This window comes from Bradyrhizobium sp. ORS 86 (assembly GCF_045571475.1).
In the GTDB taxonomy this organism is placed as follows: Bacteria; Pseudomonadota; Alphaproteobacteria; order Rhizobiales; family Xanthobacteraceae; genus Bradyrhizobium.
The window spans coordinates 2199474-2222569 of the sequence record NZ_CP120699.1 but is presented as its reverse complement, the minus strand read 5'-3'; the positions used below and the strand labels follow the sequence as shown (position 1 = coordinate 2222569).

The following is a 23096-nucleotide window of genomic DNA, read 5'->3' as shown; positions in this document are numbered from 1 at the left end:
GGCTATCCATCAAGTGGCGGATATGAGCTCCACATCCCGGCGCGGGTCTGGGGATCGCGATTTAGACGTTTGCCGCGCGGATCGCTCAACCGGGCTGGATCGGACGACCCCGAGGACCTCTGCGAGCCATTTTGCGGGGTGTCCTCCGGTGCCTGCGGTCGCGACTGGTCTTTTTTCAACGCAAGATCAACAGCCTCCTTGAACATCTAAACCTCGATCGTCCTGCGGACAAGCAGGCGGCGAAATCTTGAACCCGTTCCTCCAGCCGCCGGATCTCGGACGCCGCGACTACATCCTCATTCTCCCGCCTCGCCCTTCCCTTCGCTGTAAGCGTCGTTCTCAGGCCACGGCTTTGAGGGCTTGAGCGCGGTAAGTCCAGGGCAGCAGCTGGTCGATGTCGCGGTTTGGATGGCCGTTGACGATGCTGGTGAGCGCGCCGGTCAGGTAAGCAAGCGGATCGACGTCATTCAGCTTACAGGTTTCGACCAGGGAGGCGATGATGGCCCAGTGCTCGGCACCGCCGTCGGAGCCTGCGAACAGCGCATTTTTCCGGTTGAGCGTGATCGGACGGATCGAACGTTCGACGGCGTTGTTGTCGAGCTCAATACGGCCATCATCGATGAAGCGCGTCAGACCCCCTCCCAGCGTGAGAGCGCATAGCGGATGGCGTCGGCGAGCTTGCCCTTCTGGCTGATCAGGGCGAGTTTTGCGTGTAGCCACTTCTGGAAGGTATCGGCAAGCGGCCGGCTTTTCTGCTGCCGGATGAGGCGACGCTCCTCGGCGCTGCGGCCGCGGATGTCCTTCTCAATCGCGTAGAACTCGGCGATGTGCTTCAGCGTCTCGCTCGCGATGGGTGCCGGGCCAGGTGTTGCGAGCTCATAGAAGTTGCGGCGCATGTGCGCCCAACAGAACGCAAGCTCAACGTTGCCCCGCTCAGCGAGTTTGGCGTAGCCGGCGTAGCCGTCGACCTGCAGTATCCCCTTGAAGCCTGCGAGATGAACGATCGGTCGATCGGCTTTGCGATCGGGGGCATAGACATAGGCGACGCCCGGCGGATCGACGCCGCCCCATGGTCGGTCGTCCGCCGCATAGGCCCAGAGCTGACCGGTCTTAGTGCGCCCGCGGCCGGGATCAAGCACCGGCATTGTCGTCTCGTCGGCGAACAGCTTTGGCCGTTGCCTGAGCTTGCCGAGGAGGCGCTCATGCAACGGACGCAGGAAGGCTGCCTGTCCCACCGAGTCCGCCAACGTTGAACGATCGAGCTCAATGCCCTGGCGGGCGTAAATCTGCGCCTGCCGGTAGAGCGGCAGGTGATCGGCATATTTGGAGACCAGCACCTGGGCGACGGTAGCCTCGGTCGGCAATCCGCCCTCGATCAGCCTAGCCGGGGCTGGCGCCTGTATGACCCCATCCTCGCAGGCCCGGCAGGCGTATTTGGGCCGCCGGGTCACGAGGATCCGGAACTGCGCAGGGACCAGATCCAGCCGCTCGCTTCTATCCTCACCGATCCGGTGCAACTCGCCTTGGCAGCAGGGACAGGTCTTGTCCTCGATATCGACGATGACCTCGATCCGCGGCAGGTGCGCCGGCAACGCGCCACGGTTGCCGCGGCGCTTGCGAGCTCGCGCATCACGGCCTTCAGGTGCACTGATGTCCTGTGCCGTCTCGCCGTACGCGGCGGCTTGCTCGACGTCTTCCAGGCCCAGCAGCATTTGATCTTCGGGCAGCGTCTCCGCCCGCCGGCCAAACCGGTGTCGCTGCATTTCCTTGATGATCTGACGCAGCCGTTCGCTCTCGCACCGCTCGGCAAGCAGCATCGCTTTCAGCGTATCGAGATCGTCAGGCAGGGCGTCGCTCACACCCAAATCAGAGCATATTCGCCGCCATCTGGCGACGCGTTCGGCGCTCCTGATTCACTTCGCCGCAGCACTGCCAACAGCTATCCGGGCTGCGCTGGCGCCGGCGTCTCCCGTGCCTCATGCACAAGCCGCCAGTCGAGTCCTTCCAGCAGCGCCGACAATTGCGCCGCTGACAGGCGCATCACACCGTCCTCGATCTTCGGCCAGCGGAAGATCCCATCCTCAAGCCTCTTGGCGAACAGGCATAGGCCCGTTCCATCCCAGAACACCAGCTTGATCCGGTCCGCCCGCTTGGCCCGGAACACGAAGGCCGCACCGCTGAACGGTTATGTTGCACGCAACATAACCATTCTTATGTGTCGGACGAGATTATGTGGCGGAGGCGCCCTAACGCGAGCCAGGGCCGGCCACGGCTGGATTCCTCCGCCACATAATATTTTGTGCCCCTCGTGCGGACGCGGGATCCCCCTGCGCCGTAACGCCGGAGGGGCACAATGCTCGAGTTCTATTTTTCGTACCGTGGGGTGCTTAAGCGCCTTCGTGACGGGGCGCTCGGCGCCGAGATGGATCGCATCGCGGGGCACTTCTTCTCGCTCGGTTACAAGCAAGCACCCGCTAAGGTTTATCTGAGCCGGATCGCGCGGTTCGGCCGTTTTGCTGCAGCACATTGCGGTTCACGGCCGATCGGCGAAGCTATCGTCGATAGCTATCTATGCACATTCACCACGGACCCACCGCGGATTGCGGCAGTGTCTGCGCTCCAACACGCGCGACGGGTGGCGCCCGAACGATTCATTGCTTCGACGCCCATTGTAGTCGATGATCCGGACGCTCCGCTTTTGCGCTCCTTTTCTGACTATCTGAGCAGGGTACGAGGCCTTGAGCCAAGGTCCCGCGATGGCGTTCTCCTGGGCGCACGGCGCTTTCTGGATTGGCTCCGTCATCGCCATCCTGGCCAAGACCTCGAGGCGTTGGCGGCAGAGCATGTCCTTGCCGCTGTCGAGTATCGGCTGTCGCTCTCGGCGACCTCCGGCACTCGCACGGCGGCGATCTCTCACATCCGAACGTTTCTCCGCTTTCTGCATTGGGGTGGCCACCACGAGCAGGATCTGGCTCCCGTCGTTCCAAGAACGCCATATTGGCGACTGGCCCATTTACCGCCCCGGCTTTCGTGGGATGATGTTCGCCGCGCCATCGATGCGATCGGCAAGGCGACGCCGATCGACCTTCGCGATCGAGCTGTCCTGTTGTTGCTCGCCACCACAGGCATTCGCAACGGCGAGCTACGCGCTCTTCAGCTCCGGGATATCGACTGGCGAGCTGGCGAGGTTTTTGTCCGGCGCACCAAGGGCAAGCGTGACCGAGTGGCCCCGCTCGTCGAGGAGACCGGCGCCGCGCTCGCCGACTACATCCTGCGGGCTCGACCGAAGGTCGATAGTCAGCATCTGTTCCTGTCCTTCACGCCGCCCGTGGGACCATTCAAGTACGCGTCGTCTGTTTCGAGGATCGTGCGGAAGCGATTGCAGCATGGTGGGATCGAGCTCGGTCGCGTCGGAGGCGCACATCTCCTGCGCCACAGTCTAGCCACCCAGCTCGTGGGGCGACGAAGGCCGATCAACGAGGTCGCCGATCTTCTAGGGCACCGAAGCATCAACACAACGGCGCTGTACGTGAAGGTCGCGGCCTCGCAGCTCGCTGAGGTCGCGCTTCCCTTTCCGGGAGGCGCCGCATGACCGCCTTTGCCGCATTCCTCGGCGACAAGGTCGAGCGCTACATCGAGCTGCGCCGCTCCCTCGGCTACGCCTTCAACAAGCAAGCCGGCACGCTGCGGGCTTTCGTTCGCTACGTCGAGCGATCTCGGCTGGGTGCGCCCGCCACCCGGACGATGGCGCTGGACTTCGTCCTGTCGTTCGGTGGCGCCGCCGACAGCCGCGCGGTCCGTCACGGCGTGCTCCGCCGATTCTACGAGTACCTGGTCGTCTACGATCCCCAGACCGAGGTCTTGGAGCGCAAAGCTTTCCCGCGGTCCAGGGCGATTCCGCCGCCGCGCATCCTAAGTGAGGCTGAGCTGACGTCGCTTATCGACGCATGCAGCTTCATTTCGCCAGGGAACCCTCTCAGGGGCCGCACGATGGCGACGCTAATCGGATTGTTGGCCAGCACGGGATTACGATCGGGCGAAGTGGTCAGCCTTGATCGCGGCGACGTCGATCTGACCAACGGGGTCGTCCTCGTCCGTAAAACCAAGTTCCGTAAAGACCGCCTGATTCCTGTTCACCCAACGACCCAGGCAGCCCTTCGTCGATACGCCCGTGAGCGCGACACCGTGTTTCCCAGGCCCAAAGGCGAGGCCTTCTTCCTCAGCTCGCGAGGCTGCCGTCTGTCGGCGACCGGCCTGCAAAGCAACTTCGCTAAGGCACGCAAGCTCGCGGGTCTTGACAATGGCAAGCCTCTGCGACCGCACGATCTCCGGCACCGGTTCGCGGTGACCAGGCTCAGGCTGTGGCACCAACAGCGCGCAGACGTCCAAGCGCTGCTGCCCTTACTCGCCACCTACCTCGGCCACGCCAACTATAGCGACACAGCCTACTACCTCACCGGCTCGTCGGATCTCCTCGCCATCGCGGCTGAGCGCGCCTTCCTCGACGGAGGCGCGGCATGAACGAACACCTCCTGTTGGCGCCGCTCCTGGAGTCGTACTTTCGTCGCCGGTTGACCAAGCAGCGCAACGCGACCTCCGCGACCCTAGCCAGCTATCGCGATGCCTTGCGCATGCTGATCCTCTTTGCCGCCGCCCATTTGGGGAAGAAGCCGGCGGCGCTGGCCCTTGAGGATCTCGATCGGGACCTTGTTCTCGCCTTTCTTGACGAGCTTGAGGAGAAGCGGAACAACTCCGTCGCAACGCGCAACGCCCGACTAGCCGCGATCCGATCCTTCTTCCATCACGTCGCTGCCGCCGATCCCGCCTCGTTCGGCGTCGCCCAACGGGTTCTGACGATCCCCACCAAACGGGCCCACATCGAGGTGACGCATCATCTCACCAACGCCGAGGTGGAGGCCATCATCGCAGCCCCTGATCAGACGACGCCCCGCGGCCGGCGTGACCGGGCCTTTCTGCTCTTCTTGGCCAGAACCGGCGCTCGCGTGTCCGAAGCGACCGGCGTCAACGCGAACGACCTTCAGTTGGAGCGAGGACGCCCGCAGGTGCTGCTTCACGGCAAGGGACGCCGAGATCGCGTCGTTCCCATTCCTAAGGATCTGGTGCGATCGCTGACGGATCTATTGAGCGAACGCGGCCTCGCCAATCATGAACCGCGGCCGATCTTCGTCGGGGTCCACAACGAGCGCCTGACGCGTTTCGGCGCGACACACATCGTGCGGCGTGCCGCCTCCCAGGCCGGGTCTACGAGGCCAAGCTTGGAGGGCAAGCCGATATCGCCGCACATCTTCCGGCATTCCCTCGCCATGAAGCTTCTCCGGTCAGGCGTGGACCTCCTGACGATCCAGGCTTGGCTTGGCCATGCTCGCCACAACCCACCGATACGCCGCTGCGGATGTCGAGATGATGCGCCGGGGACTCGAGAAGGCGGGCGTCTCAGGCGACCGCAGCGCGCGCTTCCGGCCGAACGACAACATCCTGCAGCTGCTGGCCAACATCTGATTATTATGTGGCGGAGAAACCCTGGATGGCCGGCCCTGGCTGGCGTTAGGGCGCCTCCTGTCAACGGGCAGCGAACTTTCCGTAAGAATGGGCTTCCAAATTTCCCTAGGTGACGGTGATTGTGGTTCGGGGATCAGCCGCTATCGGGATCGTTATTGGTCCTTCCGGGTGGGCGGCCGCGGCGCTTGGGCTGCGGCGGGTTTGTGAGCGGGCGCGAGCGGACGTTTTCCGGTACGAGGGCAGCGTGCTGGCGAAGCCGATAGCTCGATCCCTCGATTTGGATAACAACTGCGTGGTGAAGCAGGCGATCAAGCAATGCTGTGGCGACGACGGCATCACCAAAGACCTCGCCCCATTCGGCGAAGCCGCGGTTCGAAGTGAGGATCATCGCGCCTTTTTCATAGCGGGCGTTGACCAACTGGAAGAACAGATTGCCGCCGCCGGGCACGACCGGGAGGTAACCGATCTCGTCGACGACAAGGAGGGAGGCGCGGGCGAGGAACCGCAGGCGCTCGCGCAAAGTGCCTTCGCGTTCGGCTTTTGCGAGGGTGGTGACGATGTCGGCGAGCGTGGCGAACGCGACGCTCTTTCCCGCCTTGACGGCCTCGACCGCGAGCGCCGTCGCGAGATGGCTCTTGCCGGTGCCGGGTGGCCCAAGCAGATGGACCACCTCGGCGCGGTCGATGAACTTCAATTCGGCAAGCGCCAGGATGCGATTGCGATCGAGCGAGGGCTGGAATGCGAAGTCGAAGCCGGCGAGCGTTTTGACGGTGGTCAGGCGAGACATTCTCAGCGCGGTGCTGACACGGCGATTGTCGCGCAACGTCAGCTCCTCGACAAGCAGCTGATCGAGCGCCTCAATCCAGGTGACCTCACCCTGTTCGACTCGCCGCAGCGTAGTGTCCAATATTTCCAGCGCACGTGGCATCCTGAGTGCGACCAGGCTTTTCTTGACGCTGTCGATCGCTGCCGGTTGCGTGTGGATGGTCATGGCCGGCCTCCCGAGTGGGCGAGCCGTTTGCCGACAGCTTGGTAAAACTCCAACGACCGTCGTGGGATGTGATCGCCGGCCCGACCGACGAGGGCTTCGGACACGCCAGGTCGCGACCTGGATCGGTTGACGGCCTGGCGATGCTCGGGGGCGACGCGAGTTCGCCGGCGGCCTTCCAGAACGGGATGGACGGCGACGATTTCGCCTTGGTCGAGAATGCGGATTACATCAGGCAATTGCTGCACTTCGACAATGCGCCGCGTACGGTCTGGTACGCTGTAATAGTTGCCGCCGATCGACACGAGCCCGTCGTGGCTGACACGGCGCTCGAGTTTGAGCAGCGCGTCGAACGGCCCTGCCGGCAACGCCTGCAGCTCGGGTCTTTCGGCGGCAAACGCCTCAGCGACGACTTTCTGCGTGGTGCCATGCACGCGTACGTTCGCAACCGTCGCGAGCCAGTCATCGAGCTGGGTGTTGAGATCGTCGAGATTGCGGAAGCTGCGCGCGAGGAAGAAGTCCTGCCGGATGTAGCTGAACGGACGCTCGACCTTGCCCTTGGTCTTGGCGCGGTACGGCCGGCAGACCCTCGGATGGAAGCCGTAATGTTGTGCGAGCGCCAGGAGCGACCGGTTATAGACGATGTGACCATCGCCGTCCTCGCCCGTCACGGCCGTCTTCATGCGGTCGTAAAGGATCTCGATCGGGACACCGCCGATGACCGCAAAAGCCTGTATGTGGCAGCGCAGCAGCGTCTGCAGGTCCTGATGCATGACGAAGCGGGCGAAGATGAACCGCGAATGGCCGAGCACCATCGAGAACAGCCAAATGATCCGTGTCACACCGGGCTCGTCGGTGAAGATGGTCACGAAGCGAGCAAAGTCCACTTGCGCCTGCTTCCCGGCAGGCGTCTCAAATCGCACCTCAAAGGGTTTAGGTGCGTTGTCGGGACGGATCGCAGCCGCGAAGCGTTTCACGGCCGTGTAGGCGCCGGTGTAGCCACGCTCGCGAAGCTCGCGCGTTAACCGGATGGCACTCAAGTCGGGGAATGCGGCGATGCGCTCGCGCAGATAGTCCAGATAGGGTGCGAGTTTGTTCGGCCGGCCAGCCTGGCGAGGGCCATAGGCGGGTGGCTCGAGACCACGCGCGATGTATTTGCGGATCGTTTTCGGGTCGCGCCCCGTGCGCCGGGCAATCGCGCTAATCGACAAGCCCTGACGGTGAAGGTCCAAAATCACGATGAGATCTCCAAGCTGGATCATCCGTTCCGCCCCCCGAATCACTTCGGGACAGGATCGGATGCGGAAAGCCTGAAGGGGCCGCAGCGCTCCGGTATGTGGGGCCTACGCGCCGCGGCCCCTTCAGGCTGGGATGCCACCTAGGGAATTTTCGATGCCCATATTTGGGGAGTATTCACCGCCCAGTGACACCTCCGCCACATAATCTCGTCCGACACATAAGAATGGTTATGTTGCACGCAACATAACCGTTCAGCGGTCATCTGTTCGTCTTCCGCGGTCGCCGCAGCGATCTTGTGAAGGCGATCTGGCACGATGGCCAGGGAGCCTGCTTGTTCACAAAAAGACTCGAGAGAGGAAAGTTCATCTGGCCATCGGTTGCCGGTGAATCGGTAACGATATCGCCGGCGCAGTTGAGCTATCTGCTGTCCGGGATCGATTGGCGTAATCCTCAAGAAACCCATCGGCCGACGCGGGTCGGATAGCCGCTTTTACGGTTTGAATCTGCTGCTTGATCTGATTCAATGGCTTCATGATATCGAAGCCGGACGATCTTCCATCGGACCTTGCGAGTGCCCTGGCGGCGCTGCAGGCCGAGCGTGAGGCGCGGCTGCGAGCCGAGGCGGTGGCTGCCAGTGCGCAGGCGGAGCTGTCGGACAACGAGGCGCTGATCGCGCATCTCGAGCTGCGGATCGAGAAGCTCAAACGCGAACTGTACGGGCAGCGCTCCGAGCGCTCGGCACGGCTGCTCGAGCAGCTGGAGTTGGAGCTCGAAGAACTCGTCACCACGGCGAGCGAGGATGAGCTTGCCGCGCAGGCCGCATCGGCGAAGACGCAGAACGTCCGCCCCTTCATGCGCAAGCGGCCGGTGCGCAAACCATGGCCAGACGACATCGAACGCGAGCGCGTCGTCATTGAGGCTCCAACGACCTGTGCCTGCTGCGGTGGATCGCGGCTGGCGAAGATCGGTGAGGATGTGACCAAGACGCTGGAGGAGATCCCGCGCCGCTTCAAGCTGATCGAGACGGTACGCGAGAAGTTCACCTGCCGCGATTGCGAGAAGATCAGCCAGCCGCCCGCGCCGTTCCACGCCACGCCGCGCGGCTTCATCGGCCCACAATTGCTGGCGACGATCCTGTTCGACAAGTTCGGCATGCATATCCCGCTCAACCGCCAGAGTGCGCGCTTCAAGGCCGAGGGGATCGACCTGCCGTTGTCGACGCTGGCCGACCAGGTCGGCCACGGGACCTTCGTCGTCATGCCGCTCTTCCACTTGATCGAACGCCATGTGGTCGCGGCCGAGCGCCTTCATGGCGATGACACCACCATCCGTATCCTGGCGAAGGGCAAGTGCACGACCGGGCGGATCTGGACTTATGTGCGGGATGACCGGCCCTTCGCCGGGCCAGCGCCGCCGGCGGCGGTCTATTACGCCTCGAGCGACCGACGAGGCGAGCATCCCCAGAAGCATCTGGCCGCCTTTGCCGGTATTCTGCAAGCCGATTGCTACAGCGGCTTCGAGCCGCTGTTCGACCCGCAGAAGAAGGTGCTGCCGATCACGCCGGCGTTTTGCTTTGCCCATGCGCGGCGGGGCTTCTTCGAGCTGGCTGACATCGAGAAAAATGCCCGGGAAGGCAAGAAGGCCAAACCGGTCTCTCCGATCGCGCTGGAGGCGGTCAGACGCCTCGATGCGTTGTTCGAGATCGAGCGCGCCATCAACGGCCGCGGCGCCGACGAGCGGCGCGCCGTGCGCCAGGAAAAGAGCAAGCCGCTTCTCGAGGACATTCACGCCTGGTTGTTGCGCGAGCGCGAAACCCTCTCGCGCTCCTCCGAGGTCCTGAAGCCGATCAACTACATAGTCAGGCGCTGGGGCGACTTCGCCCGCTTCCTCGACGATGGCAGGATCTGCTTGACAAATAATTGCGCTGAGCGCGCATTGAGAGGCATCGCCTTGGGAAGGCGCAACTGGACCTTCGCCGGCAGCCAGCGCGGCGCTGACCGGGCCGCCATCATGCTGACGATGATCACGACCTGTCGCCTCAACGAAATCGATCCCAAGGCCTGGCTCGCCGACATCCTCGCCCGTATCGCCGATCTTCCCGCGTCGCGTCTGCACGAATTGCTGCCCTGGGAATGGAAACGCCTACGCCAAGCCGACAAGCCCGCCGATCAGCAGGCCGCCTGATCTTCACGCAACGCCATCATAGAGCTCGCCGTGCCCGCGCGCATGCGTCAATCCGTATGCGTACCGGATACCACGTGTTAGCGCGACGACAGATGATCACTCGATAAGTTCGGGAGCTTCCTCCGGGACTATCCAACCTTCGGCGAGTAGTTGCCAGAGTGCCGGCGCGATGCCCGACGGGCGGTGCAGGCATAGCCATAGATTGGCTCGACGGCGAGAGAATCGTCGCCGAAGCTGAAGACCTTGCTGGCCGGAACCGCCAGTGAGAAACTCCTTGAAGAAGCGAATGCTCGCCGCCGGGTTGATAATCCAGACCAGCCCAGGAGATGTCGATTATCACCTTCCTATAGTGTTTGGTCAGTGCACGGAACTCTTTCTCGTAGGGACGTCCGATATGCACCAGGACAAACCGGGTGTCGGGAAAATCCTGCAGCAGGCGAGAGAGTGCTCCCACGGAGCAGTTGGCAGATGGATTGCTTGCCGACACTCCGTCAACTTGGCCGGTTTGCCGAATCGAGAGATTGCGGCATAGCGTTCGCATGAGATTCAGGCCGTCGCTTCGGACGGAGCCGCTAGCGCGCAGACCGGCCGCCGTCCATGTTCCAGCCTACGCCGCGCACCTCGTCGGCATCTGGCGAGCACAGAAACGAGACTAACCCCGCGACCTGCTCAGGCTTCACGAACTGGCCCGATGGCTGGCTTGATACCAGCTCAGCCCGTGCGGTCTCAAAGCTCACTGCGTCGCGGGCCGCCCGGGCCTCGATCTGTCGTTCCACAAGCGGCGTGAGAACCCAGCCGGGGCAGACGGCGTTGCACGTTACACCGGTTCGTGCAGTCTCAGACGAAACCACCTTCGTTAGACCGAGCAGCCCGTGCTTGCTAGCGGCGTAGGCCGCTTTGTTTGGAACGCCGAAATAAGCACTAACCGACGCAATGTTGATGATCCGACCCCAATTACGGTCCAACATTGCAGGGAGCGCGCGCTGTATAGTTAGGAACGCCGCCGTGAGGTTCACCGCGAGCACAGCGTTCCATCGCTCGAGTGAGAACTCCGTCACTGGGGAGACGTGTTGGATTCCCGCGCTGTTGACCAGGATGTCAATTTTGCCGACAGTATTTTCGACTTCCTCAATGAGACTCGTGGCGGCTGTGGGGTCGGTCAGATTGGCACCGAAGTGTCGTGGCCGTGGCGCCGTTTGTGCAGCAGCGTCCGATATCGCTGCCTCGATCTGTGAAGGTTCACCCAGGCCATGTAGGCATACCGTAGCACCATCTCGCGCAAGACGTCGCGCAATAGCGAGGCCGATACCGCTGGTTGATCCGGTGACGAGTGCGATGCGACCTTCAAGCGACGTGTGGAGCATAAGCAAAGTTCTTCTTTGGTAGATAGGAGGAGCGGTCAGACGAGAGCGCGCTGTTGCGACAGGTCTGAATCGCCGCGGATTTCGACGCACCAAGCCTCGCGCTGTTCCAGAATCGGCAGAGCGCAAAGGGCCTGAACGATGTGGAACTGCGTCGGCATCTGCTCCCAGGTCGTGGGACGAAAGTTCACCCGGCCCGTGCCAAGACGCAGTCTTTCAACGGTAGGGCCGCCCGTCGGCGGCGTCAGACAGGCATGCGCAACGGCGGCTTTCCCCCACTCCCCGTCTGCGGGATGTACTTGTAGTGCAGTGTGCCATCACCAGCCTGACCGCCAAGCCCCGGAAAGGCAGGGTTCCGAGGCTCGGCTTCGGCTAGATCCGTGAGCTCCAGGATGGCGAACTCATGTCCCAGCCAAGATGCCGTACAGGTCACCCGATCGCCCATGATTCGCGGCGGCGGCAGCTCACACCAAAGTTTTGCAAAGCCAAGCTCCTCCCGACCACTTAAGATTGGATCAGCGAGGTTTTCCCAAAGGACAGAGCAGAAACTGCCGACCGCTTTGTCGCGCTTGCCATTGTAGGCCGCGGGGAAATTCACCTTCAATATGGAATAGCCACGGCCGGCAAGCCAGGGCAGCTCGCTCAGCACACGGAATTCCACCGTCACGATGGGATCGCCGGCGAGGGCAAACCCGGGAGGGAGCAAACGATCGAGGTGATTACGATCAGTGAGGAAGCTGACTGCCGCCTGCCACCGGTGAGGCGCATTCGAGCAATCGAAACGCTTATAGTCGGGCCCCTGACGAGGTCCTGCCGTAGGCCCGAAGCCGTACGGCATTCGATACATCAGTCCGTCCTTATGAGCGTGAACCACGATTGATCCTCCTGCCTCTCTCTACGTCAACTCCGATGCGAACCAAGGCGATACCCGTGGTTCACAGAACGGTGGTCAACCCCTTGCGCGAGGGTATTGCCTTGCACGTGCGCTCACGCGCACGGCCGCTGGCACATGGTCGGTTGTCGCCTTGCGCTTGACGAGCAATCCGTTCGCCTTCGCCGACCACTCGACGACAACCGAAACTTATCCGGTCACTGAGGAGAAAATGGTCGACTTTCTCGCGGATGCGCACATTTCCAGCAAATTACGTTGCTTCGGCGCAGAAACTTCGTCGCAAAGATCGCCCATTCATCCTTCATTGAGCGCACCAAAGGACGAAGCGACATAAGCTCTAGGGAACCACTTTGGACATTGAGTAACGAATGCACGTTGCAACCGGCGCAATCGCTGCTAGCCACACGGACAAATTTCCCCGCATCATGGGCAAGCGCCCAGCTGGGCCTAGTGAGATCGAGCTTGCCGCCAAGCGGGGCTCGCCGGTGCTTACAACCGCCGAGCCCACCGGGTAGCTCACCCGAAAAACATCGGTGACAGGTCTGATCGAATTACCCAAGTACTGTCATGCCATTCTTAATCACTGTGACGGCGCGCTCTTTTACCTTGGCTTCGAACGAGATCACGTTTCCGTCCTTCCACATCTCCAGCGTGATCGTCTCACCGGGATACAGCGGCGCGGAATATCGCGCCGCATGCCGCTTGATGGTGGTCGGATCATAATCGGCATAGGTTTGCAGAACGCCGCGGCAGGTAATTCCGTAAGTGCACAGGCCGTGCAGAATCGGCCTGGAAAACCCGGCGCGCTTGGCGAATTCTGGATCAGAGTGCAACGGGTTGCGATCGCCACAAAGCCGATAGATCAGGGCTTGGTCGGCACGCGTGGGGATATCGATGATCTTGTCGGGGGTACGAGCCGGTATCTGATGTGGCGCGGGCTGTCCGCCGGAGGGCCCGCCAAAACCGCCATCGCCACGCGCGAAGTTAGAGGTCACCAGCGTCGCGAGTGCGTCGCCGCTGGTGTTCTTGAGCACGGTTTGAAAGCGGATGACCGCACCTTTGTCCTTACCTTTATCGTAGATCCCAGCCACCGAAGAGTCCGCTATAATATCTGCGGCGGCCGGCAGCGGCTGGTGCAACGTGAGATCGCACTCGCCATCCACCAACGTTACGCGATTGATGTCCAGCCTACCCGGCCAAGCTCCCCAGGCAGCAACGGTGGCAAAGGTCGGCATCACTTTCAGAGGCCGCGGCGTTGCCGTCGCCTCGTTGACGAAAGCAAGCTCTTGCTCGTTCAGAGGATCAGCCCCCATTCCGATGCCATAAGCATACAGCATCGCCTCTCGATCTGCGTAGCTATATTTCTGACCAAGATTCTTCATGGCCATCGCTTCTTCGTAATTGATTGGCATGTGCGGTTTCCTACTGAACACTTGAGCAATACTGGTCGGTACGCGTTGTCCTTGTGCGATTGCCATTGGGAGGGCCGCATCGCGCAGAACTTGTTGAGGGGGGCGTGGCTGAGCCCGGCTGCGAAGCTAACGCCCCGTTGCGGCTCTCGCGTTGAACGTTGTGCTGTTAGCGTCTCAACTCTAAGCTGTTATGAATCGGCCGCGCCCCCTGTATGGATGCCGGCTACTGCGATGCCAAAGGGAAAGAAAGAATTATCGTCTTCTGCGCAGAGTAGAGACCAGAGAACCTCACGCTGCGCGCCTTTTGATAATCATTGCTTCTGCACCTCACCATTGGCGCCAATCAGCTCGGTCCGTCCTCGCCAGTAGCGGATTTCTTGGATTTTGAGCGCACCCAGGACGTTTCGGACTCGAACGGCGCAAAGATTGAGTCACGCCACTTGACTGCCGCCCCCACGCCTTCCGTCCATTGCAGCTCACGGAAGCGTTTGAACTCGGATTCGGTATTATCAGCGATTAGACAGGTCGCAGCACTGTAGCGTAGAGCAGAATCGAATCCGCCCGCGATCAGTGCAGCGTTGAGTGCCTTCTTGTTCCACATCAAGGTTGGCAAGGCGACACGAGACATACGCTTCGCAATGCGTGTGACTTCCTCCTCGAGTTTGTCCTTGGGGAAGACACGATTGACTAGTCCGAGCCGGTAGGCTTCTTGAGCGCCGAACATATCTCCGGTGTAAAGCAATTCGCGACACCGCTGACCGATTATGTAGGGCATCGCAAGCATAGCATTACCAGAGGCAAACCGGGCCTCGATCGCTCCAAAGCGCGTATCCTCAGAGCAGTAGCGAATGTCAAACATTTGGGCGAACTCTAGAGCCCCCGCCAGGCAATAGCCGCTAATCATCGCGATAACTGGCTTCGTGCAATCGAAGACAGAATACATGAACTTGACGTCTTGACTAATACGCCTGCTCCAGTCGTCCATGGTTCGGTGGCCTTGCCCCGTTTCGTCTTCATCGAGGTCAAAGCCAGTTGAAAACGCGCGTTCGCCCGCGCCCTTGACCACGACAACACGAACCTCCGGATCGCGGTCGGCAACTGCGAGCGCATCTTGGAATTCGGCGCAGACCTTGAGGGACAGAGCATTCATCTTGTCTGGCCGGTTTAGGGTAATCCACGCGACACGATCGTCCACGTCGTAGAGAATGGTGCTGTAGGCCATCTGATACGTCCTTCTGTAAGTTGACTGCCGATCACAACCTTAGTCACTTCTTTCGTCCCGGTGACTCGGCGACGAGAAATGGCTAAGGGATTAGAGTTTCAATCCGAGCGTTGCAGCACCGGCGCCCGCCCTCGGATCTCCTCCGTAAAAGTAGTCTATATGCTTAGTCCGAAACCGCATTGTTTCCGGCACGACCAAGGTCCGTCTTTCATTTGTTGCGCGACCCGTGCGCGGGCACTATCAGCGCATCAACCGCGACTACTCCCTGCTTGCGCACGAAGAGTGGATTAATGTCGATCGAGCGGAGTTGGTCACCGAGGCTCCGTGCAATGGCATCCAGCCGCCTCACAGCACCAACGAGAGCTTGTGTGTCGAGAGCGGCAGCACCGCGAACTCCGCGGAGGAGTCGTCCTGTCCGGAGTTCTGCGAGCATCTGCTCCGGTTCACCGACCCTAAGCCCAACGGGTCGGAGTGCTGCGTCATCCATGATTTCGGTCCAGATGCCGCCTTGGCCGATCAAAACGAATGTCCCGAGGACGTCATCGGTCTCCAAACCGAGGATCATCTCGATACCATCCCTTACGTATGGCTGAATGATGAGGACCTTTGAGCCGGCCGAGAAGAGTCTTTCCGCTGCCTTGGAAACGTCTTGTGCGTCCCGCAAGTTCGTGACCACGCCGGATAGCTCGGTTCGATGCAACGTACCGGTGTCGCCGATCTTCACAACGACGGGGTAACCAACCTCTTCTGCCGCGCGAACTGCATTATTTACATCAGTCACGAAGCGGCTCTCAACCACCGGAATGCCTGCGGCGGCAAGAAAATCCAACGCCGGCCTCCCAGCGAAGGGCTTGCCCTCAAACTCACGGATCAGCTTCGCCATCCCGGAGCTGTCAATCGGCGGCTCGTCTGCGATCGGAGCCACGGGTCGCGCCCACCTCACGGCGCGATCGAGCGCGCCAAACGCATCTTGAATACCGAGGACTGCGACATCCTTGTCCAGGAAATCTTCGACGGCCTCCGGAGGCGTCGAGCCAGCTAGCGGCGTAATCAAGGTGACGAGCTTGTCGGTCGCAGCGGCGGCCTTCACTGCACTGTCGGCGAACACATCCTGTTCGTAGGCATTCCCTGTACCGGCCTGGTTCGGGTCATAGAATGTTGCGACGACATCGAAATTGGGATCGCGTGCAACGGTCTCCAATATCTTGGGATAGGAGTCCTCCATATTCGCAACGCCCCAAGAATCCAGGGGATTTTTACACTCAAGGACGTTAGGCAAGAGGTCCCGAAGTTTGCTAGCGGTACGCGCCTCAAAATTAGGATAATTGAGCGAGGGGTACTTCGCCGACTCATCCAGGATCAATTCGAGTAGACCGCCTGACGCAGAGGCCACCCCAAGCCTTCCTTCACCTGGAGATCGCCTTGCCTGCATAATGATGGCGGACGCGAGCAGATCCTCCATCGATTCTACCTGCACAACGCCGTGCCTTCTAAAGAGTTCGCGGTAGAGCCGATACGGCGAGGCAAGTGCGCCTGTATGTGCCGCAGCCATCCTTTGAGCGGCCTCGGAGCGTCCCGCCTTCAAGATGATTACCGGCTTGTTGGCGGCGCGCGCTCGATCACACTCGAAAAAGAAACGCTCGGGATCGCGGATTGCTTCGACGAAGCCGCAGATAACTTTTACGCGCGGGTCATCGACAAAGTATCGAAGGAAGTCGGCACTGCCCAGGACGGCTTCGTTCCCGCAAGTCACGATATGGCTCCAATGGACGCCGCGCTTGTTTGCAACGAGTGACGTCTTGGGTCCGCCACCTTGCGCAAAAAGCGCGACGCGCCCCGCCGGCCTGGCCTGCACATCTCCGAGATGGAGAGGCACGCGGTCAACCCAGTTGATCAGTCCGCTGCAGTTCGGCCCGACAACCACCAACCCTGCCGCTTGCGCGACGTCCACAATCCGAGCTTGTGCCGCCGCCCCCTCTGCTCCCGTTTCTGCAAAGCCGATCGCAACGGCTACCGCAGCCCGCACACCGGCATCCGCCGCCTCCTCAATCACGGAGACCGTCGACTCACGGTTGCGCAAGACAAAAATTGCCTCCGGCACAAAGGGCATGCTCTTGATCGAGGGGTAGCACGGGTACCCCAGAACTTCTTCGTACTTGGGATTGACCACGGCCACTTTGCCCGAGTACCCGAGTTTTTGGATGTTCTCGAGCGCTTGACGGCCCCAGATCTGGGTTGGACTGGCGCCAACGACGGCGATCGAGTTTGGGCGAAAGAGAGCCGACAGCTCGTTAGAGCTGGCCGCGCGCGACTTGTTCATACCAGTGGGATCTCCGTTTTCAGGCGTGGGCATCGTGGAACTCCATCCGGAGTCAAGACGATTGAGCCCGCCGCATTTGATTGTTTGGCAGGGGCGCCTTCTGCGCCGCCACGACATCGAGCTGGCAGGCCTCACGATCAAGACGTCTAATCTGCATCCCGCGCCAGCCCACAGGATTGATCATGAGCCGATCGGGGATTGGTTGCTCTTTGCTGAATTTGGATCGCGGAAGCATCGTATAGGCTCTGTAGCGAAGGGCGAACTGCCTCGAGCAGCAGGACAAATTAATAGTGGGCCATTGTTTCCGCATAAAAACCGCAAGAACGGGTTATATTCGAAGAAATACCGCATAATCTGGGCGACCCGAACTACTTTTCGGCGCCAGGCAAATTGACAAGGCCGCTCGCCTGAAGTCCTCCAGCGATCATCCCGACCGTAGCGGCGGTCACATAGCTTAGTCGAGACTTCAACCCGCGCTCGAGGCTCCGGGCTCGACAGGCTCGGCTAACGTCGAAATTTCATGAGCAGGAGCGGCTTCAAAATACGTGATGGAGCATGGGGTGGTTACGAAGCCAAAATCGCAGCTCGCTTGTAGCTTGCCGGCCGGCTGGGGGGCGTGACGAGAGCGCATCCATGGAGTTGCCGCGAGAGCCAAGTGTCAACGCTCTTGGCAAGGCATACGAGTCGCTCATGGTCTCTCGCGCGCGCGTGTCTAGGTTGAAGCGGTCAATCATGGCCGCACGCTCGCGGTCTTGAGCTACTGAAGAAAAGGAACCGGACCAACAGCCTGGGCGACACGAACGAGATTACGCCGGTAGCGGGCATCCGTATCAGTGGCCCCTGCCGGCTCTCGATGACGCGATTGTTCTTTCTGTACGCCTATTTCTACGATGAATTCCTGCGCCGGCTCAGAAAAATCGGTCAAAGTGTGCACCGCCGCCGGCGTACTTGGCGATTATCCTCGTTTGCGCCACTGTAAACTTGCTGCGACTGCTCGGAGTTAGAGCACAAGTAACTAGGGACCTGTTCTCATGCACGATCACACCAAACCGGCGACTTCCGACCATATGGACCAGCTCACTCACGTTGGCACCGAGGGTGAGTTCGCTGGCTGGCGGACCTATTTCGGTGACAATTATGAGGCTCACACCGGGCCCTTCTGGTATCGTCAGGAGCCGGATGGCAGCATGCGCTGCGCCTTCCGGGTCAAAGAAAAACACCTCAATACCTCCCGGCATGTCCATGGCGGCTGCTTCTTGTCATTCGCCGACTACTGCTTGTTTGTGATCGCCAAACCGGTGCTGCAAGGACCCGGCGTGACCATCGCTATGGCTTGCGAGTTTATCGATTCCGCAGGCGAAGGTGACTTGATTGTAGGCACGGGCGAAATTATCCGCGCCGGCGGCTCGCTGATCTTCTTGCGCGGTCAATTGAGGACGGGAGAGCGAACGTTGTTCACCTTCTCCGCCACGATCAAGCGGGTGAAGCAGAAGGGGCTATCACAGCCAAGCGCATAGGTTTGCAGTCTTACTTTTTGTAGCGTACCAGCCGTTTTCTCGAAGGCAAGCCGAACTCAGCGGGGATCGTCTCGAAATTCCCCAAAGGTGCAAGGTCGTTGAGATGAGCGCTTCCGTCAGCCTTGCACTTTGAGCGACATAGTCGCAGAGACCTCGTTCGCCAGGAGCGCGGAGGATACCGCGCGACAGCGGTCTCTTCCACGAAGATCTTGGATAAGCTCGGATATCACCCACTGAATTTGAAAAGACCGAGGGACGCGGTCGGTTAGCTCACCGCAAGCCTCACGGCCTCGTGCGTGGAATTTATCGCCCCGCGACCTAAGCCGCTTACTGCAACCGGCTACATGGTCGCAGATCTCGCCGCCCACCGCTCAATCAAGAATAAGAAAGACCAGTGTGCCAGCCATCGGTAGTTAGACCCAATCACATCGCTGCTCGATAGATGCTCAGGACCTTTTGTGTGCTGATATTGCGGGATCTGTTGTCGAGCAGGACCGATCGCGAGCGCGTCGTCAGCCATGAACTAAGTATTGCTCGCCGGGCCTTCGAGAATACGATCCATCTCGATACTAAGATTGGTGCAGAACTAGCAGGCGGTTAAACGCCCCCAAAAAGCTTGGTGGTTGCCGAGGCATCTACTAGATGTGAGCTGCCGATCAAAAGCGCCGAAAAATACCACCTGGTACGGCCGCCCGAGCGATCGTCTCACCCGCCCCTTGTCGAATTTCGCGATTGGCTGCTCACGGAAATCGCCGGTGATCAGTGAGACGATGTTTTATCTACTTGGACACATGACGAGAAGCCGAAGTGCTCTTCTGACGCGGCACCCCAGTGGGTCAATAAGCCCTTGATAGAGCGATAGCTCGGAGCCTGAACCTCTCGGTCCTTGGATGGGCCACTTTCCCTGCATACCCGAGCTGTTGGACATTCTCGAGGGCTTGATGACCCAGATCGAGCTTGGGCTCGCGAAACTACAATCATCGAGTTTTGGTCGAAAGAGAGCCGATAGCTCGCTGCAGCTGACCGAGCACGATTTCCTCTGCGGTGTGCCAGCACCGCCTCCTTCAGGCCCAAACGCTGGTCACATCGCCGCCCTGTAGATGCCCAGGATGTCGTTTCTGCCAATATTGCGCGGATTGTTGTCTAGCAGGCGGCGGATCGCGTACGCCTCGTCCGCCATGGCGCCCAGATCTTCCGCCGGCACTCCGAGAGCGGACAATCGCATCTCGATGCCGAGTTTCGTGCAGAACTGGTAGGCCGCATCGAATGCCGCGGACGGCTTTGCAGTTGCAGAGGCACCCAGAGCTTCCAGTACAGCCCCCGTCTTCGCTTCGGCCGACGGCATGTTGAAGGCAAGCGTATGCGGGAATATCACCGCGCAAGCAAGGCCATGGGCGATGTGATGACGGGTGCCGAGCGGATAGGCTACAGCGTGTCCGGCCGTGGTGTTCACCGGCCCGAGGCAAAAGCCGCCATAGAGCGAGGCCAGCGACAGCGCGGCACGCGCTTCGCGATCCGTGCCGTCCTTCACGGCGCGGCCAAGATAGCGGCCCACGAGGCGGGTGCCTTCGAGGGCGTAGAGATCGATCGTCGGGTGCGCCTTGCGACTGGTGAAGGCCTCGACGCAATGGGCGAGCGCATCGACACCGGTTGCAGCCGTCACCTGCGGCGGGACACTCATCGTCAGATCGGGATCGACCACCGCAAGATCGGCGAGCATGAAGCGGCTCTGCACCGCGAGCTTGTTGCGGGTTGCGGGATCGGTGACCAGCGCGCGGATGCCGCCTTCGCTGCCGGTGCCGGACGTGGTCGGCACCTGCACCAGCGCCACGCTGCGCCCGGCGACCTTGTCGGGACCGACGACATCGCCGAGCGTCTGCTCGCCCGTGCAGAGTACGGCGACGAGCTTGGCAAGATCCATCGCGCTGCCACCGCCGAAGCCGACGACGAGATCGGGCTTCGTCGCGCGAGCGACTGCAAGCGCCTTCTCCAGATTGGGGACATCAGGCTCCGGCTTCACCTCGCCGAACACACCGACGTCGCCTGGAAGCGCAAGCACTTCAACGCGCGCGGCGTTGAACGCGTCAGCGACGACCAGCGGACGCAAGGCGCCGATGGAACGCGCGAACTTAGCTACGGCGGCAACGGTGCCGGATCCGAACTCGATGGTTTCGGGGCGAATGATCTCGATGGGAGCTGACAGGCTGGTCATGAGTCTCGTGTCCAAAAGAGTTCAGTTTCGCGCCGCGCCGGCGGCGAGGCGTTCGGCATATTCGATGGCCTCGATCAGGCTGCGCTCGTTGGCGATGCCCTTGCCGGCGATATCGAAGGCGGTGCCGTGATCGACGGAGGTGCGGATGATCGGCAGCCCGAGCGTGATGTTGACGCCGGACAGTTCCTGCCAGCGGCCGGTGGCGGGGTCGACCTCGAAGCCCAAGAGCTTGACGGGGATGTGGCCCTGATCGTGGTACATGGCGATGACAGCGTCGTACTGGCCGGCGCGCAGCTTGACGAAAACCGTGTCGCCCGGCACCGGGCCGACGATGTTGAGCCCGTCAGCCACAGCTTTCGCAATTGTCGGCTCCGACACGTCGATGTCCTGCCGGCCGAACAACCCACCTTCGCCCGCATGCGGATTGAGCGCCGCTACGGCGATCTTCGGCCGCGCGAGGCCGATGCGACGCAGCGCCTTGTCGGTGAGATCGATGACATAGCGCAGCCGTTCCGGCGTCAAACGCTTCGGCACATCCTGGAGCGCGACGTGAGTCGAGACGTGGCTGACGCGCATGTTGCCGTGCGCCAGCATCATCGCCGATCCCTTGACACCGGTAAGCTCGGCCAGCATCTCGGTGTGGCCCGGATAGTGGTATCCGGCCTTGTTGAGCGCTTCCTTGTTCAAGGGCGCAGTGATGATGCCACTGACCCGGCCGGCTTGCGTCAGACGCACCCCCTGCTCCACCGCCTTGAAGGCGAAGCGGCCACCGTCGGCCGAGAGCACGCCGGGCTCGATCGCTTCGCCCTCAGCGTCGGCCTGCAAGAAGCAGAGATTGGGCCAGGCTTCGTCCGCCGCGCGCACCTCGGAAATATCGAGGCTAGCGCCGAGTTGGATTGCAGCTCTCTTCAGTGCAGCACCACTGCCGATCACCAGAAGCCGCAAGTCGCCTGCATCAAGGCGCGCACGCAGCCGCTCGCAGGCCTTGATGATGATCTCCGGACCGATCCCAGCAGGATCGCCCATGGTGATCGCCAAATGCGGATGAGTCATGTGTCGTGTCTTTCGCTGATCAACTGATTTTCTTCGAGCAGCTTGCGCCACAAATCCGGTGCGCCGAAGGCGCCGGATTTCGAGATCACCTCGACGCCGTCCCACCGGCCGCCCTGAATGGTCGAGCACGGCAATCCAGGCACGATGCGCCCGGTCACTTTGAGCGCGTGCGCACCAAGCGCAGCGCATAGCGCACGAAGAGTCTCGCCGCCCGCGACGATCAGAGTGCCCGGCGGTTCGAGCGCAGCGGTGACTGAAGCCAGCGCACGCGCGATGCGGAGCGCCGCGTCGCCGCGCGACACGCCGGGAGCGAGATCGAACTTCACGAACGCGATGCCGTCGGCATTGAGCTTGCGACGAACCATGCCGGCATGGTCATCGCCTACCTCTGGGAAGCCGATGGCTGCCGCACCACAGGCCGCAAGCTGCATAGCTGTAGCTGGCTGGTCCGATCCAAAAAAACCAAGGACGGGCTTGCGCAGGGTGCGGGGTAGCGTCGGCGCGTTACTCCGCGCAAGGGCGGCGGCCAGACCACTGCTCCCGCACCAGAGTACCGGGTGGCTTGCGCGACGTCCAAGTGCGACCACACGATCCAGATCGCCATCGCTTTGGGCATCCAGTACGTGGACGCCATCGTTCAATTGGACGTCGATTGATCTCGTATGCGCTTGGATATTTTCGGCGGCCAGTTGTTTCAACAAACTATCGCCGACGGGTAACCAGCTGCCGTTCTCCTTGCGCACATATTGCCGACCATTACGTGTGAAGCGTCCCTGGTAAGGAAAGGCCGGCGCCACAATGCAGGACCTCCAAAATCCCGATTCGAGGCAGGCAGCTAGTTCGGCTGCCCATGGGCCCCGCAGTAAGCTATCGACCTTCTTGAAGGCGATCGATCCGTCCCGCAGCATCGGAACGAGACGTTTGACGATGGCTACACTTTGCATTCTGTCGCATTCGCGCGTGCCGCTATCAATCGCAACCGATGATGAATGATCCGAGCGGGGCGCATCAGTCCAGGTGACATCAAATGTGCCGCACAATCGAACGAACTCGGCCGCTGTGTCGAGCGCCCCCGTCAGGTCATCAGCGAGCAAGCGAAGAGATTGCATGGACAGCCCACTTCTGAAGCACCATCTTGAGGAACACGTCGCGCAATAGCGGGGCCGGCAGCGCTGA

At 61.1% G+C, this 23096-nt stretch carries 18 protein-coding genes and 1 pseudogene; 6 read left to right on the top strand and 13 right to left on the bottom strand.

Translation table 11 applies throughout. The features are described from left to right. Positions 1-339: 339 nt before the first annotated feature. Positions 340-1817 (bottom strand): annotated as a pseudogene (gene tnpC, locus P6U25_RS10060) (IS66 family transposase). 122 nt (positions 1818-1939) lie between these two features. Beyond that, positions 1940-2164, bottom strand: coding sequence for an IS66 family insertion sequence element accessory protein TnpB (gene tnpB, locus P6U25_RS10055; protein ID WP_407151146.1), 225 nt, complete (start codon positions 2162-2164; stop codon positions 1940-1942). A gap of 804 nt (positions 2165-2968) precedes the next feature. On the opposite strand from tnpB (P6U25_RS10055), the gene P6U25_RS10050 reads away from it, so the two are divergent. From P6U25_RS10050 to P6U25_RS10040, 3 genes are read left to right on the top strand one after another with little or no spacing between them, the layout of a single operon-like run. Continuing rightward, positions 2969-3592, top strand: coding sequence for a site-specific integrase (locus P6U25_RS10050; RefSeq protein ID WP_407152481.1), 624 nt, complete (start codon positions 2969-2971; stop codon positions 3590-3592). Then, on the top strand, positions 3589-4521 hold the full coding sequence (locus tag P6U25_RS10045; RefSeq protein ID WP_407151145.1) for a tyrosine-type recombinase/integrase: 933 nt from the start codon (positions 3589-3591) through the stop codon (positions 4519-4521). The genes P6U25_RS10050 and P6U25_RS10045 overlap by 4 nt, the downstream gene beginning before the upstream one ends. Next, positions 4518-5633, top strand: a complete 1116-nt coding sequence (locus P6U25_RS10040; RefSeq protein ID WP_407151144.1) for a tyrosine-type recombinase/integrase — start codon at positions 4518-4520, stop codon at positions 5631-5633. Before P6U25_RS10045 ends, P6U25_RS10040 begins: the two co-directional genes overlap by 4 nt. A gap of 20 nt (positions 5634-5653) precedes the next feature. On the opposite strand, the gene istB is transcribed toward P6U25_RS10040, so the two are convergent. Next, the gene (gene istB, locus P6U25_RS10035; protein WP_407151143.1) at positions 5654-6511 is read right to left on the bottom strand and encodes an IS21-like element helper ATPase IstB; all 858 of its coding nucleotides are present in this window, start codon (positions 6509-6511) and stop codon (positions 5654-5656) included. Beyond that, the gene (gene istA, locus P6U25_RS10030; RefSeq protein ID WP_407151142.1) at positions 6508-7770 is read right to left on the bottom strand and encodes an IS21 family transposase; all 1263 of its coding nucleotides are present in this window, start codon (positions 7768-7770) and stop codon (positions 6508-6510) included. The genes istB and istA overlap by 4 nt, the downstream gene beginning before the upstream one ends. Before the next feature lie 272 nt (positions 7771-8042). Between istA and tnpB (P6U25_RS10025) the strand changes: the two genes are divergently transcribed. Further along, on the top strand, positions 8043-8231 hold the full coding sequence (tnpB, locus tag P6U25_RS10025) for an IS66 family insertion sequence element accessory protein TnpB (protein ID WP_407151141.1): 189 nt from the start codon (positions 8043-8045) through the stop codon (positions 8229-8231). A gap of 47 nt (positions 8232-8278) precedes the next feature. Beyond that, positions 8279-9931, top strand: coding sequence for an IS66 family transposase (gene tnpC, locus P6U25_RS10020; RefSeq protein WP_407151140.1), 1653 nt, complete (start codon positions 8279-8281; stop codon positions 9929-9931). Between the two features lie 16 nt (positions 9932-9947). Here the strand turns inward: tnpC (P6U25_RS10020) and P6U25_RS10015 are convergent, their stop codons facing one another. From P6U25_RS10015 to P6U25_RS09990, 6 genes are all read right to left on the bottom strand, one after another. Next, complete coding sequence (locus tag P6U25_RS10015) at positions 9948-10472, bottom strand: amidohydrolase family protein (RefSeq protein WP_407151139.1); 525 nt, start codon at positions 10470-10472, stop codon at positions 9948-9950. A gap of 31 nt (positions 10473-10503) precedes the next feature. Continuing rightward, complete coding sequence (locus P6U25_RS10010) at positions 10504-11295, bottom strand: 3-hydroxybutyrate dehydrogenase (RefSeq protein WP_407151138.1); 792 nt, start codon at positions 11293-11295, stop codon at positions 10504-10506. A gap of 241 nt (positions 11296-11536) precedes the next feature. Further along, positions 11537-12139: an acetoacetate decarboxylase family protein gene (locus tag P6U25_RS10005; protein WP_407151137.1), complete on the bottom strand. Its 603-nt coding sequence runs from the start codon at positions 12137-12139 to the stop codon at positions 11537-11539. 596 nt (positions 12140-12735) lie between these two features. Further along, a complete protein-coding gene (locus tag P6U25_RS10000) occupies positions 12736-13596 on the bottom strand; it encodes a MaoC/PaaZ C-terminal domain-containing protein (RefSeq protein ID WP_407151136.1) in 861 nt (286 codons plus the stop codon). A 343-nt stretch (positions 13597-13939) separates the two neighbouring features. Next, positions 13940-14818, bottom strand: a complete 879-nt coding sequence (locus tag P6U25_RS09995; RefSeq protein ID WP_407151135.1) for an enoyl-CoA hydratase/isomerase family protein — start codon at positions 14816-14818, stop codon at positions 13940-13942. Positions 14819-15026: 208 nt separating this feature from the next. Further along, entirely contained in the window at positions 15027-17171 is a 2145-nt protein-coding gene (locus tag P6U25_RS09990) for an acetate--CoA ligase family protein (protein ID WP_407151134.1), read from the bottom strand. A gap of 998 nt (positions 17172-18169) precedes the next feature. Between P6U25_RS09990 and P6U25_RS09985 the strand changes: the two genes are divergently transcribed. Beyond that, the gene (locus P6U25_RS09985; RefSeq protein ID WP_407151133.1) at positions 18170-18655 is read left to right on the top strand and encodes a PaaI family thioesterase; all 486 of its coding nucleotides are present in this window, start codon (positions 18170-18172) and stop codon (positions 18653-18655) included. A gap of 1081 nt (positions 18656-19736) precedes the next feature. Here the strand turns inward: P6U25_RS09985 and P6U25_RS09980 are convergent. From P6U25_RS09980 to P6U25_RS09970, 3 genes are read right to left on the bottom strand one after another with little or no spacing between them, the layout of a single operon-like run. Beyond that, positions 19737-20867, bottom strand: coding sequence for an iron-containing alcohol dehydrogenase (locus P6U25_RS09980; protein WP_407151132.1), 1131 nt, complete (start codon positions 20865-20867; stop codon positions 19737-19739). A gap of 21 nt (positions 20868-20888) precedes the next feature. Continuing rightward, positions 20889-21920, bottom strand: a complete 1032-nt coding sequence (pdxA, locus tag P6U25_RS09975; protein ID WP_407151131.1) for a 4-hydroxythreonine-4-phosphate dehydrogenase PdxA — start codon at positions 21918-21920, stop codon at positions 20889-20891. Then, positions 21917-23029 carry a four-carbon acid sugar kinase family protein gene (locus P6U25_RS09970; RefSeq protein WP_407151130.1) on the bottom strand — a complete coding sequence of 371 codons (1113 nt, stop codon included), beginning with the start codon at positions 23027-23029 and terminating at the stop codon, positions 21917-21919. Before P6U25_RS09970 ends, pdxA begins: the two co-directional genes overlap by 4 nt. Positions 23030-23096: the final 67 nt, after the last annotated feature.